Source organism: Thalassotalea sp. PP2-459 (genome assembly GCF_001913705.1).
GTDB classification, from domain to species: Bacteria; Pseudomonadota; Gammaproteobacteria; order Enterobacterales; family Alteromonadaceae; genus Thalassotalea_C; species Thalassotalea_C hakodatensis.
Genome location: NZ_MKQD01000085.1, coordinates 16,131 through 29,161, shown reverse-complemented (window position 1 = coordinate 29,161; position 13,031 = coordinate 16,131). Strand labels below are relative to the sequence as shown.

11 protein-coding genes are annotated in these 13,031 nt (G+C 39.2%); 2 read left to right on the top strand and 9 right to left on the bottom strand.

Going from position 1 to position 13,031, the window contains the following annotated elements; translation table 11 throughout:
* Nucleotides 1-60: 60 nt before the first annotated feature.
* From BI291_RS18715 to leuS, 9 genes are all read right to left on the bottom strand, one after another.
* Nucleotides 61-831: a septal ring lytic transglycosylase RlpA family protein gene (locus tag BI291_RS18715; RefSeq protein ID WP_074500562.1), complete on the bottom strand. Its 771-nt coding sequence runs from the start codon at nt 829-831 to the stop codon at nt 61-63.
* 1 nt (nt 832) lies between these two features.
* The gene (rodA, locus tag BI291_RS17340; protein WP_074500561.1) at nt 833-1,948 is read right to left on the bottom strand and encodes a rod shape-determining protein RodA; all 1,116 of its coding nucleotides are present in this window, start codon (nt 1,946-1,948) and stop codon (nt 833-835) included.
* A gap of 27 nt (nt 1,949-1,975) precedes the next feature.
* Nucleotides 1,976-3,928, bottom strand: a complete 1,953-nt coding sequence (gene mrdA, locus BI291_RS17335) for a penicillin-binding protein 2 (RefSeq protein ID WP_074500560.1) — start codon at nt 3,926-3,928, stop codon at nt 1,976-1,978.
* Between the two features lie 2 nt (nt 3,929-3,930).
* On the bottom strand, nt 3,931-4,401 hold the full coding sequence (gene rlmH, locus BI291_RS17330) for a 23S rRNA (pseudouridine(1915)-N(3))-methyltransferase RlmH (protein ID WP_074500559.1): 471 nt from the start codon (nt 4,399-4,401) through the stop codon (nt 3,931-3,933).
* 6 nt (nt 4,402-4,407) lie between these two features.
* Complete coding sequence (rsfS, locus tag BI291_RS17325) at nt 4,408-4,728, bottom strand: ribosome silencing factor (protein WP_074500558.1); 321 nt, start codon at nt 4,726-4,728, stop codon at nt 4,408-4,410.
* A gap of 77 nt (nt 4,729-4,805) precedes the next feature.
* On the bottom strand, nt 4,806-5,462 hold the full coding sequence (gene nadD / locus BI291_RS17320) for a nicotinate-nucleotide adenylyltransferase (protein ID WP_175573148.1): 657 nt from the start codon (nt 5,460-5,462) through the stop codon (nt 4,806-4,808).
* Nucleotides 5,449-6,498 (bottom strand): DNA polymerase III subunit delta, encoded by a 1,050-nt coding sequence (holA, locus tag BI291_RS17315; protein ID WP_074500556.1) that lies wholly within the window; start codon nt 6,496-6,498, stop codon nt 5,449-5,451. Before holA ends, nadD begins: the two co-directional genes overlap by 14 nt.
* Nucleotides 6,499-6,517: 19 nt before the next feature.
* The gene (gene lptE / locus BI291_RS17310; protein WP_074500555.1) at nt 6,518-7,030 is read right to left on the bottom strand and encodes an LPS assembly lipoprotein LptE; all 513 of its coding nucleotides are present in this window, start codon (nt 7,028-7,030) and stop codon (nt 6,518-6,520) included.
* Nucleotides 7,030-9,609 carry a leucine--tRNA ligase gene (gene leuS / locus BI291_RS17305; protein ID WP_074500554.1) on the bottom strand — a complete coding sequence of 860 codons (2,580 nt, stop codon included), beginning with the start codon at nt 9,607-9,609 and terminating at the stop codon, nt 7,030-7,032. Before leuS ends, lptE begins: the two co-directional genes overlap by 1 nt.
* Nucleotides 9,610-9,906: 297 nt before the next feature.
* Between leuS and BI291_RS17300 the strand changes: the two genes are divergently transcribed.
* Together BI291_RS17300 and BI291_RS17295 are read left to right on the top strand one after the other, a co-directional pair.
* Entirely contained in the window at nt 9,907-10,386 is a 480-nt protein-coding gene (locus BI291_RS17300; RefSeq protein ID WP_074500553.1) for a hypothetical protein, read from the top strand.
* A 143-nt stretch (nt 10,387-10,529) separates the two neighbouring features.
* Nucleotides 10,530-12,923, top strand: a complete 2,394-nt coding sequence (locus BI291_RS17295; RefSeq protein ID WP_074500552.1) for an ATP-binding protein — start codon at nt 10,530-10,532, stop codon at nt 12,921-12,923.
* The last annotated feature ends 108 nt before the right edge of the window (nt 12,924-13,031 follow it).

Below are 13,031 nucleotides of genomic sequence, written 5' to 3'. Positions count from 1 at the left end.
ATCGCTGACACGTCCGATAGGTTTTCTGCTTACTAGCGTGGTTTGATAATACTCCGCTCATTAATATTTTACGGTAAAAGCAGATGGGTAGCCTTGCGTCTTTAGCTGTTCTAACAGCATGGTAATGACTGTTTTTTCTTTAATAGGGCCAATATGAACTTTGTAATAGCCACTTTCTTGTTTCGCTTTGGTGGGATAATTAAATAATGAGCTGATTTTAGTGGCTGTTTTATTGGCTTGCGTTGCGTTTTTAGTGGCAAATACTTGGATATAATGCGCTTTTTCTTTATTAACCACCGTGGCTTCTTGATTGATATTACTAATCGCTTCGACAGTCACTTGTGCAGTACCTGTTTTAAGCATATCTAATTTATATGCGGCGCTATATGAAAGGTCAATTACACGATCTTTATGGAAAGGACCACGGTCATTTACTCGAACAATGACCGATTTATTATTAGCGAGGTTGGTCACTCTTACGTACGTTGGTAGGGGTAAGTTTTTATGGGCGGCACTCATACCGTACATATTATAAATTTCACCATTTGAGGTTAAGTGCCCGTGAAATTTTTTACCGTACCAAGACGCTTCACCTTGTTGTTTAAAGTTGGTAGCGTTATCAAGTACCTCATACTGAATACCTCTAACGGTATAGTTTCGATTTCCCCCTCTACTTTTTTTCTCAACTCTTGGTATCGCGTCTTGTAACTCTACAGCACTAGGTTTCCTAGTTGGTGAGCTATCGTGATGGTGTTGATAGCGTCCTTGTTGTGCGCTACAGCCCATTAATACAATAAAAACAATAATGAAAAGAAAGTTTGTATAAGTCATATTACATAATAAATCGTCTATGAGTACCAATGGCCATTAAAATGCCAAACCCAGCCATCAATGTGACCATAGATGTACCGCCATAGCTTACCAAAGGTAGTGGTACACCGACTACGGGTAATAATCCAGAAACCATGCCTATATTGACAAAAACATAAACAAAAAAGGTTAAGGTAATACTACCAGCTAAAAGTTTAGTAAAGGCATGTTGTGCATTAACAGCAATCCAAAGTCCTCGCATGACAATGGCTAAATATACTACGAGTAATAATGTTACTCCAACTAAGCCAAATTCTTCACTAAATACCGCAAAAATAAAATCAGTGTGTCGTTCAGGTAGAAACTCAAGTTGTGATTGCGTGCCTTGCATCCAGCCTTTACCATTTAAACCACCAGAACCAATAGCAATTTTAGATTGAATGATATGGTAACCTGAACCTAATGGATCTTGTTCAGGGTTTAAGAACGTTAATACGCGTTGTTTTTGATAATCTTTCATCAAAAACATCCATAAAATTGGGGCAAAGGCAGAACCGAGTACGGCACAACCACCGATAAGTTTCCAACTAGCACCCGCAAGAAAAATAACAAATACCCCAGAACTTGCTATTAACAGTGATGTACCTAAGTCAGGTTGTTTGGCAATTAACAATGTTGGAACAATCACCATAATAAAGGCAATGATAATATGCTTAAATTTAGTGGGTAGGTCATATTGACTAATAAACCAAGCAATGGTTATAGGGACAATAAGCTTCATAATTTCAGAGGGCTGAAAACTTACAAAGCCTAAATTTAACCAGCGCTGGGCACCTTTCCCCACATGGCCAAAGGCTAACACAGCCACGAGCAGTCCTATACCTACAATATACATTGGTACAGCCCATTTTCGCCAGACTAATGGAGGGATTTGCGCGATAATAAACATGGCAACAAAGGCGATACTTAGGCGCTTTATATGCCTGATCACTGTAGCGCTATCACCACCACTTGCGCTGTAAACAATAAAGCCACCTAAGATAATTAAGCACATTAACCCTAACAATAATGGCATATCTATATGTAACATTTGCCAAAACGAACGCTGTGCTTGTTGATCGTGTTTATGAGAACGCATTAAAAGCCTCTTACTGCTAGGTAGTCGTTAATCATCATCGACACCGTAGGTATTATCATGAAGTGGATGCGGATTTTTGCTCACAATCACACGATCACCGAAGTATTGATCGAGTATTTGCCTTGCTACAGGTGCAGCGTTTGTTGCTCCACCACCTTCAGCAACGTTTTCTATCGCAACGGCTACAACAATTTCAGGGTTCTCATAGGGTGCAAAAGCAATAAACATGGCATTATCACGTTGGTTTTCTTGTGTTGATTCAGCGTCGTATTTTTCGTCCTGCGCTAAATTCGCGGTTTGTGCGGAACCTGTTTTACCCGCAGCATCATATTTGTGGCCGATAAAAGCTTTGTAACCTGTAGCGCCTTTATTTTGTACCGTATTGTGCAAACCATCTAGCACATAGTCCCAGTTTTTATCATCTTTTAGCACGATAGGAGGTTTTTCATCTACGGGAATATTTTCAATGCGACTGGTTTGTTCTGTTGCGGTAGCATCTTGAGAGTCATAGGTTGTTTTTGCTTTGACTAAATGTGGAACTTTTATTCGCCCTTTATTCGCTAAAATTGAAATAGCTTGAGCAAGTTGTAATGGGGTAACTGTCCAAAAACTTTGTCCAATGCCTACTGATAACGTTTCACCGGTATACCATGGTTGATTATATCTCGCACGTTTCCATTCTACACTGGGCATAATGGCTCTGTTTTCTTCATAAATATCAATGCCAGTGTATTCGCCAAAGCCGAACTTTTCCATCATGCGTGCAATTTTCGTAATGCCTAATTTATAGGCTAAATCATAATAATAAACATTACAGGATTGTTCGAGTGACTTCGATAAATTGACTTTGCCGTGACCCCATTTCTTCCAATCACGTCGTTTATTTTTAACCCCTTTTAATTGGTAAAAACCTGGGTCGTATATTTCGGTTTCAGGGGTGATCACGCCGTCTTCTAAGCCTGTTAACGCAAGTAATGGTTTTATGGTTGATGCTGGTGGATAACCTTGTACTGTACGATTTATTAAGGGCCGATCTTTTGAACTTAATAGTTTGCCGTAATTTTTAGTGCTGATACCATGAACAAATAAATTCCCGTTGTAACTCGGGTTGGAATACATAGCTAACACACCACCATCACGGGGGTCGATAGCTACGATTGCCCCTCGTTTTCCAGATAATGCGCGTTTGGCAATCATTTGCAATTCGATATCGAGGGTTAACGTTAAGTCTTTTCCTGGCACAGGGGGGGTGAAATTCAGGGTACGTATAACTCGGCCTTGATTATTAATTTCTACCTCTTGATGACCCACTTCACCATGTAACTCATCTTGATAAAATTTTTCTAACCCGAGCTTGCCAATATTGCGTGTGGCTTTGTAATTTTCTTCTTTACCTTGTTCCTCTAGTTTAATAGCATCTCGACGATTAATTCGTGCAACGTAACCTAATGAATGTGTTGTTAAATCAGCAAACGGGTAATAGCGCTTTAACCGTGCTTCTATGAAAACACCTGGAAATTTATGTTGATTCACAGAAAATAAAGCAACTTGTTGATCACTTAAACGCGATAATAGCTCTATCGGCTTAAATCGGCGTTTACTGCGTAGAGATTTAAAAAGCTTTTCTTGTTTTTCGGCTGAAATGCCTAATAATTGACTGACTTCGGTTACGGTTTTTTTGAGATCTTTTATTTGCTCGGGAATCAACTCAATACTATAAACAGGTTTATTTTCGGCAAGTAACACGCCATTTCTATCGTAAATTAAGCCACGGTTTGGTGCCACGGGTAATAGCTTTATACGATTAGAGTTTGAACGTGTTTGGTAATTTTCAAAGGAGCTTATTTGCAAGTTGTAGGCTTTACTAAATAACACCAACAACATGATAGCCACACCTAATAATGCGATGAAGGAACGTCGCGCAAATAAATTTGCTTCTGCAGTGTGGTTTCTAATGGCGACCCTAGGCTGCTTAACCATTGCTACTCTCTATGGTAAGGATGGTTGTTGTTAATGCTCCAAGCTCTGTATAAGCTTTCAGCTATTAATACGCGGACCATAGGGTGTGGCAAAGTTAATGGTGACAGTGACCACTTTTGTTCTGAAGCTTGAATACAAGCTGGCGCTAGCCCTTCAGGCCCCCCAACAAGCAGTGCAACATCACGGCCATCTAGCTGCCACTTTTCTAAATGCTGTGCGAGTTGTGGCGTTGTCAGCGGCTTACCCGTTACTTCTAAGGTCACGATCTTACTACCTTTAGGGATGGCCGCTAGCATTTGCTGACCTTCTTTTTCAAGGATCCTCGCAATATCGGCGTTTTTACCGCGTTTTCCTGGTGTTATTTCTACCAGTTCAAAGGATAAGTCACGAGGAAATCGCCTTTGGTATTCAGCAAAACCTTGGGTAATCCAAGCTGGCATTTTATTACCAACAGCAAACAGCGTTATGCGCATAAATAATTAGGCTTCCCAAAGCTGTTCTAGTTGATAAGTGTCTCGCGTTTCATCCGTCATGATGTGAACAATAACATCACCTAAATCAACTAAACACCATTCACCAGTATCATTTCCTTCGATGCCTAAAGGCTCAATGGATTCTGCACGACACTCCATAATAACGTGCTGGGCGATTGATTTTACGTGTCGAGTAGAGTTACCCGAGGCGATAATCATATAATCGGCGAAGTCTGATTTTTGGCTAATGTTAATTGACGTGATATCTCTACCTTTTAAATCATCAATTTTATCTACAATAAATGTGGCAATTGCGTCTATCTGCAACGTTTCGTCTCTTTAGTAGTGAAATATATCTGAATAATAGCACTAATCTAACACTAGGTTAATAGGTGAAAAGCGGCTTAACGATACAAATTGTGTTGGAAAATATAGTTGGCAACTTCTTTAGGCATATCATTTTGATTAATTTCGCCGTCACGAATTGAATGTCGAATGTTAGTAGAAGAAATATCAAACGATTTTTGTTGTACAAAGCCAATTAAACCTGCGTGAGTCGTTGTGAGCCTTAGGTGGTTATGGGTAAAAAACGGACGGAGTAGTTTTAGGTTTTCCTTACTTAAAGTATCTCGTTGATACCCCGGCCTAACGGTAACAATTAAGTGACAATATTTTAAAATGTCCCGCCATTGAAACCATGAGGTAAATGTAAGCAATGAATCCATGCCAATAATAAAGAAAAGTTGCCAATTGGGCTGTTGTTGGCTTATTTCTTTGAGGGTTTCAACTGTGTACGAAGGGGTATCACGTAAAAGCTCTCTTGCATCTAACTGACATTTTTTATGGGTTTTGCTTGCTAACGCGACCATGTTTTTTCGGTGTTCTGGGCTGGCAACGGTGGTATTTTTATGCGGCGGAATATGCGCGGGTAAAAGTAATAACTGATCCAGGGCTAATGTATCGATACAAGCGATAGCGGGATATAAATGGCCGTTATGGATTGGATCAAACGTGCCACCTAGAATACCAATTCGTTGTTTGGTTAAATTATGCGTCGCCATACTCATAATTCAATGACAAGCCTTTCGTTGTTTCACCGTAGTATAACGTAGTAATTACATCTGCTAAGAGAATAAATACATTGAAATCACTAGTTGTTTTCATGGTTAGATCAACCTCTGCTACCCTTGCTAATGCAATGGCTAAGTGTTGTGATGTCATGGTGTTTAAGGCTTTTTGATAAAGTGGTTTTCGTTTATCCCAAATGCGATATTCTTTGAAGATAGTTTGAATGTCTTGTCCAGAAGCAATTTGCTCTTGCATATGGTTTAATTGTTTAATTTCTTTATGGATAAACCATAATAGCTGGCCAGCAGACGTACCATCATGCTGCAATTGGTCGAGTATATTTATACATTTTGATACATCTCCTATCAGCATGGCATCTATGAGTTGAAACGGGTTGAATTTCGCTTGTTTTATCAACAACTGTTCTGCTTGCTCAGTGGTAATTAACTGTTGTCCAAATAAAATAGCAAGCTTTTGCAGTTCTTGATCAAGCGCATGTAAATTGCCCTCGAACAGTTCAGCCAGTAATAGCATAACATCAGGTAGCATATTAACTTGATATAACCGTGCTTGTTTTTGCACCCACTGTTGTAGGTGTTTTCCTTCAATATCATACAAGGGAAGAAAACAGCCGTTTGATTCTAATGCTTTAACCCATTTACGCTTTTGTGTTGGGGCATCAAGTTTGTTGCCATGTATTAATAATAAAACATCGGGCACCAGCTGTTGAGCAATGTCAGTGAGTATCTTGCTACCCGTATCACCAATTTTGTTTGTCAATAATTCAAGTTCGATGATTCGTAAGCTGGCGAATAAACTCATGGCTTGATACTCTTGAACTAACTGCGACCAATCAAATTTATCATCAACGGTAAACTGAATTATTTCATCGAAGCCTTGCTGTTTATAGTGTTGCTTTATCGTTGAAATACTGTTCGACTTTTGCCATGGTTCATCACCAAAAATCAGCCATACAGGTGCAGCAGGTTTGTTGAGAGTCGCTGTCAGTTGATTATGATAAATTCTCACGTGATTAATTGCTTCTTATTTAGCGTTGTATACTAGCCATGTTACGTAATATTTTGTCTGCTGCTTCAATACGCATTTCTTTCAACATCATGGATAATTCACGACTTTTTGCTAGCGCGATATCTGGGTCGTCTTGGTAGTCTCGATTTAATTCGAAACGAAAATCAAGGGGGTCTTGTTCTTTAAATCGTAATTGATATTTTACGGTATATATCAGTTCGTATTCTGCAACTTGTCCGTTGGGAAATACTGATAATGTTCTTCGATCTAATGTGTCTTTTAAAATACGTAACTCAGGTAATGTATTGTCAAACTGTTTAGCTACGATCACTTGGTTGCGCTGTAAATGTTGAATCGTGAGACGAGTAAGTTCACCGTATCTGTCTACCGAACTTACATGTAAATGTTGAAGTTCGGGGTCAAGTAAATAATTTCCTCGCAATTGAAAGCCGCAGGCAGTCAGCATGAAGGTGAACAGCATAATGCTGAACACCTTTATGTTAACGGGTAAGTTACTACTTACTACACTCATTAATTCGCCACAATATTTAGTAGTTTACCGGGAACGTAAATAATTTTACGAATCGTTTTACCTTCAATAAATTTAGCAACATTTTCTTCTGTCGTACCGAGTTGTTCAACTGCTTCTTGTGTTGCATCAGCAGCCACAGTAATTTTAGCGCGTAACTTACCGTTTACTTGCACAATGATTAACTTCTCATCTTCAACCAATGCAGCTTGATCAACAACAGGCCACGATGCATTTTCTATCATTGTACCATCGCCAATTTCTTGCCATAAATGATGACCTAAGTGAGGTACAATAGGTGACAACATTAATACCACTGCTTGAACCGCTTCTTGCATAACTGCGCGATCTTCTTCACTCGTTAATGGTGCTTTAGCTAAATGATTCATTAGCTCCATTATGGCAGCGATAGCAGTATTAAATGTGTTTCTACGGCCAATATCATCACTGACTTTGTTAATGGTTTTGTGTAGTTCTCTACGTAAGGTCTTTTGCTGACTGTTTAGTGATACTGCTGCTAAGTCTGGAGCGTTACCACTTGCTTTAAAATCTGCTGCCAATTTATAGACACGCTTTAAGAATCGATGTGCGCCTTCAACACCTGAATCAGACCATTCCAATGTTTGTTCAGGTGGAGACGTAAACATAATAAATAAACGAACAGTATCCGCACCAAAAAGGTCAATGACTTCTTGTGGATCAATACCGTTATTCTTTGATTTTGACATTTTACTCATGCCAGCAGACATAACCGGTTGACCATCTATTTTACTGGTTGCTTTGGTCACGGCACCTTTTTCGTTACGTTCTACTTCAACATCTGAAGGTGATATCCACTCTTGAGCGCCATTCTCACTTTCACGATAATAGGTATCTGCTAGCACCATGCCTTGACATAACAAGCTTTTAAATGGCTCGTCACTATTTACTAAACCAACATCACGTAATAACTTATGGAAAAAGCGTGCGTATAAAAGGTGCAAAATGGCATGTTCAATACCACCAACATATTGATCTACTGGTAACCAGTAGTTCGCTTTTTCTGGATCTAGCATTTGTGTATCGTCATCTGGTGAACAAAAGCGTGCGTAATACCAAGAAGACTCCATAAACGTATCAAAGGTGTCAGTTTCCTTGAAGGCCGCTTCTCCATTAAAAGTGGTTTTTGCCCACTGAGGATCATCTTTTATTGGCGAGGTAACGCCATTCATGACGACATCTTCAGGTAATTCAACGGGTAGCTGATCTTCGGGTACAGGTACAGATTCACCGTTTTCAAGATTAATCATCGGGATAGGTGATCCCCAATAACGCTGACGAGATACCCCCCAATCGCGAAGGCGATAATTAACTTTAATGTTTCCTTTACCTAACGCGATTAACTTATCAGAGATAGCCTTAAATGCTTCTTCGAATGATAACCCGTCAAACTCACTTGAATTTACTAAGGTGTTTTTTTCTAGGATGGCAGCTCGCTCTATGTCGTCACCTTCACTCGCAGCAATTACTTGGCTAATAGTTAAGCCATATTTTTTAGCAAATTCGAAGTCACGTTGATCATGTCCAGGTACCGACATTACCGCGCCTGAACCATAATCCATTAATACAAAGTTTGCTGCCCAAACAGGGACTAACTCACCTGTAAGTGGATGAACAGCTTTTAAACCGGTATCAACCCCTTTCTTTTCCATAGTCGCAATATCAGCTTCTGTTGCTTTGCTTTGCTTGCATTCATCAATAAAGGCGGCAAGCGCTTGATTTGATTTGGCTGCTTCAAGTGCTAATGGGTGTTGTGCTGCTAAAGCAACATACGTTACGCCCATCACAGTATCAGGGCGAGTAGTGTAGATATCGAATTGTTGATCGCTGTTATGCACGTCAAAGGTCATTTCAACACCTTGAGAACGACCAATCCAATTCTTTTGCATGGTTTTTACTTGTTCCGGCCAGCCTTCTAACTGATCTAGATCATTTAATAATTCTTCTGCGTAGTCGGTAATTTTAATAAACCACTGCGGTATTTCTTTGCGTTCAACAATTGCGCCTGAGCGCCAACCGCGGCCGTCGATTACTTGTTCGTTGGCTAATACTGTTTGATCAACAGGGTCCCAGTTAACGGTTGCATTCTTTTTATACACTAAACCTTTTTCGTATAATTTGGTGAAGAACCATTGTTCCCAGCGATAATAATCTTTTTTGCAGGTAGCTAATTCGCGATCCCAATCATAGCCAAAACCTAACGATTTAAGTTGGCCTTTCATGTAATCAATGTTTTGGTAAGTCCATTTTGCAGGGGCTGAGTTGTTTTTTATCGCAGCGTTTTCTGCAGGTAAACCAAATGAATCCCACCCCATAGGTTGCATCACATTTTTGCCTTGCAAGCGTTGGTAGCGAGAAATTACATCTCCTAGGCTGTAATTGCGTACATGTCCCATGTGTAATTTCCCACTTGGGTAAGGAAACATAGATAAGCAATAAAATTTCTCTTTACCTGGCTGTTCAACGGCTTTAAATGTTTTGTTCTCAGCCCAATGTTTTTGTACTGCAGCTTCGATAGCTTGGGGATTATAAATGGATTCCATTAATGGTGTTCTCAAAAATTTGAAGTGATGCGAATTCCGCGTTAAGAAATTCAGATCAAAAAGGTAATTTAATAATCGCTATAGAATACATGATTTACTGTGATGGCGACAAGTTTATATGGTGCTATTTTATGCGAAAATTCTGAATATAAGTTAACGACGGTAAACCCATTGATAAGCTTATGATGTTTAATCGTATGTAATGTTAAACACTTGATTTTTCTTACTACAGTTAAAGGTCAATAACGCCTAAAACTGCTATACTTTCATGAAAATAAAACGTTGACGGAAGATAAGATGAAAAAAGATAGATTTTCTGACTTTTATCAAGATATGTCTGATTGGATCACAGATGTCAAAAAACATGAAGTCACCCAAATTGTTGAATTGGTAGAGCAAGCAAAATCAATTCTGTTGGCCATGGAACAATTGCCGGAAGATCGTGTTAAACAATTTGTCGCAAATTTTAAATATGATCTACAGGAGTTTTATGCCCAGAACCAAAAAGAGGCGAAGCATTCGATTTATTTATCATTAATGAAGGAATCTTTTTGGGCGAATATGGCAAATATTACCGATAAATCACAAGTTGAATGGGCCGAAATTCCTGATGATTTTCAACATGACGGTGTATATCAAGAAGGTGATGTTATTGGCTTTGGAATGCTTGAATGTCAACAATGCCATAAGGCGACTGCTGTTACGCATATGACCGAAGTAAAAAAATGCATCTATTGTGGGCATGATCATTTTATTAGAAAAAGTTTAACGCCATAGTAGAGGTATTTTTTGCGACTTTGCCTTAGTTCAGAGTACACTATGCCTTGATAAATGTTATCAAGGATGGTTTACCTTGCCATGTATAAATGAATACCATCCGCCCGTAAACTATTTACTTTCTGTACTCAGGTATCATCAATATGACCGTAAGCCTTAGCCAATATCGATTGGCGCCGGAAAAATTAACTGCAAAGTTAGATGCATCGCTTTTCAAAAACATCGCACAAGACTCTTCTCAATCATCGATATTTCTTGGTCATCAACGAGCAAAAGAAGCGTTAGCATTTGGCTTATCTATGCAAACGCGAGGGTTTAATGTTTTTGCGATGGGCGAGCATGGCACGGGTCGACAAACATTAGTGAAACAAATGCTCACAAAATTTGCTAGCGAGCAAGATACACCTGATGAGTGGTGTTATATCAATAACTTTGATGATGTTCATGCACCTTATAAGCTATATGTCAGTCCTGGTGATGGTAAACAGTTACTAGCACGAATGAACACTTTTATTGATGAATTATTAGATTTATTTCCTGAAATTTTTGATAACCCAAGCTATCAACGACAAAAAGCAGCAATAGATCGCGAGTTTAATCGAAAGTACGATCAGGCGATTGCGCATGTTGAAGCATTAGCTTTGGAAAACGAAGTGGTGGTTTATGAAGAAGCAGGTGAAATAGCATTTGCCCCTTTAAATGATGGTAAACCACTAAACGATCAAGAGTTTGCTAAATTAGATGAAGCCAAGCGCAATGCGTTTTATGACGTGCTTGAGAAATTAGAAAACATTCTTTCTGAACAATTAATTGAACTTCCACAATGGAAACGCATTTCGTCAGATAAATTGCGCAAATTAAAGCAAGAAACGGCAGAGCAAAGTATTCGTCCATTTTTGCAAGAATTAGAAGATGAGTTTGCTAATAATGACGGGGTATTAAAGTACTTATCAAGTGTTAAACATCACGTGGTTGATGTTGTGCTAGAGTTGTTAGTCGTTGAAAACGAAGAACAACAACCAAACGATAAAGATACACGTAAATTAATGGTTGAGCGCTTTTTGCCTAACTTGTTAGTTGCGCGTGATGAACATGAGGGGGCGCCTGTTGTATATGAGCAAAACCCTACTTTCCAGCGCTTATTTGGTCATGTTGATTTTGCTAGCTTTCAAGGGAGTACTTATACCAGTTATCGGCTAATTCGCCCTGGAGCTTTACACCGTGCGAATGGTGGTTACTTATTACTTGAAGCTGAGAAGTTGTTAAATCAGCCTTTAGTTTGGGCAAAATTAAAACTCGCGTTAAAAACCCAAGAAATAACCATTGAAAACCCCTATTCTGAATTTGCTCAACCTGGTTCGTTAAGCCTTCAGCCAGAAAAAATACCGTTACAAGTAAAAGTTGTCCTGCTTGGAGATCCTGATATTTATTATATGCTTCAAGATTACGATCAAGAATTTACTGAGCTTTTTCGTGTACTCGCAGATTTTGACCGTTATTTAGATACCAGCGATGAGCGTTTATTAGAATATGCTCAACTTATAAGACAACGAGCTTACCAGCAAAAATACCCTGAACTTAGTGACTGTGCAGTGTTAGAGCTTATTCGCTATGCGTTAAGGCGTGCAGAACACCAACACAAAATATCAGCAAATATCGTGCAAGTGAATGACCTACTTGATGAGTCTGCTTACCTGTGGCGCAAGGCAGAATTAACCACACCATTAACCGCTGAGCATGTATTGCAAGCCATGAAAGCGAAAGAGAAACGAACCGGGCGCATCAGTGAAGCTTGGCTAGATGAAATTAAAGAAGAACAAGTATTAATCAGTACATGTGGCCAACAAGTAGGGAAAGTGAATGGTTTAACGGTACTTGAAATTGGCGATACCGTGTTTGGCACTCCTGCTAGGATCACAGCAACCGTCTATGCGGGGAGTCACGGCATTACAGATATTGAACGAGAAGTCGATCTTGGTAAATCGATACATTCGAAAGGTGTATTATTACTCAGTGGTTATATTGGCCACAAATATGGGCGTGAGCTGCCGGTGTCAATTTCAGCCAATATTGCGATAGAACAATCTTATGGGCACATTGATGGTGATAGCGCTTCAATGGCTGAATTATGTGCATTGATTTCTGCAATTGCTCAACTTCCAATTGAACAAGCAATAGCGATAACGGGTTCTATGAACCAACATGGTGAAGTGCAATCGATTGGTGGGGTTAATGAAAAAATAGAAGGGTTTTATCGTCTTTGCAAAGATAAAGGCTTAACGGGTCAGCAAGGGGTAATTATTCCAAAAACGAACACGACAAACTTAATGTTAGCTCCTGAAGTGATTGCCGCGGTTAAAGCTAAGAAATTTCATATTTATGCGGTTGATAATGTAGATCAATCAATGGAAATATTAATGGGTCAAACCGCTGGAGAAATTAACAGTGTGGGGCGCTATCCAAGAAAATCAATTCATGCGCAAGTATTAGCCAAGTTAGGTCAGTTAACTGAGTTGATAAACGGCGCAGAAGAATAGAAGAAAAGTTATATTAAGTCTACCAATAGTAATCAAAATGGTATCATTGGTAGAAGTCTTTAAAATAAATAGAACGACAGGTTATTATAAGTGTATTAGCTCATATCT

Bases quoted from the DNA above. Each gene is read 5' to 3' on its own strand.
- lptE (WP_074500555.1), bottom strand. From the start codon at position 7,030: ATGAGTGTAGTAAGTAGTAACTTACCCGTTAACATAAAGGTGTTCAGC.
- rlmH (WP_074500559.1), bottom strand. From the start codon at position 4,401: ATGCGCATAACGCTGTTTGCTGTTGGTAATAAAATGCCAGCTTGGATT.
- leuS (WP_074500554.1), bottom strand. From the start codon at position 9,609: ATGGAATCCATTTATAATCCCCAAGCTATCGAAGCTGCAGTACAAAAA.
- nadD (WP_175573148.1), bottom strand. From the start codon at position 5,462: ATGGCGACGCATAATTTAACCAAACAACGAATTGGTATTCTAGGTGGC.
- mrdA (WP_074500560.1), bottom strand. From the start codon at position 3,928: ATGGTTAAGCAGCCTAGGGTCGCCATTAGAAACCACACTGCAGAAGCA.
- rodA (WP_074500561.1), bottom strand. From the start codon at position 1,948: ATGCGTTCTCATAAACACGATCAACAAGCACAGCGTTCGTTTTGGCAA.
- BI291_RS17300 (WP_074500553.1), top strand. From the start codon at position 9,907: ATGAAAAAAGATAGATTTTCTGACTTTTATCAAGATATGTCTGATTGG.
- BI291_RS17295 (WP_074500552.1), top strand. From the start codon at position 10,530: ATGACCGTAAGCCTTAGCCAATATCGATTGGCGCCGGAAAAATTAACT.
- BI291_RS18715 (WP_074500562.1), bottom strand. From the start codon at position 831: ATGACTTATACAAACTTTCTTTTCATTATTGTTTTTATTGTATTAATG.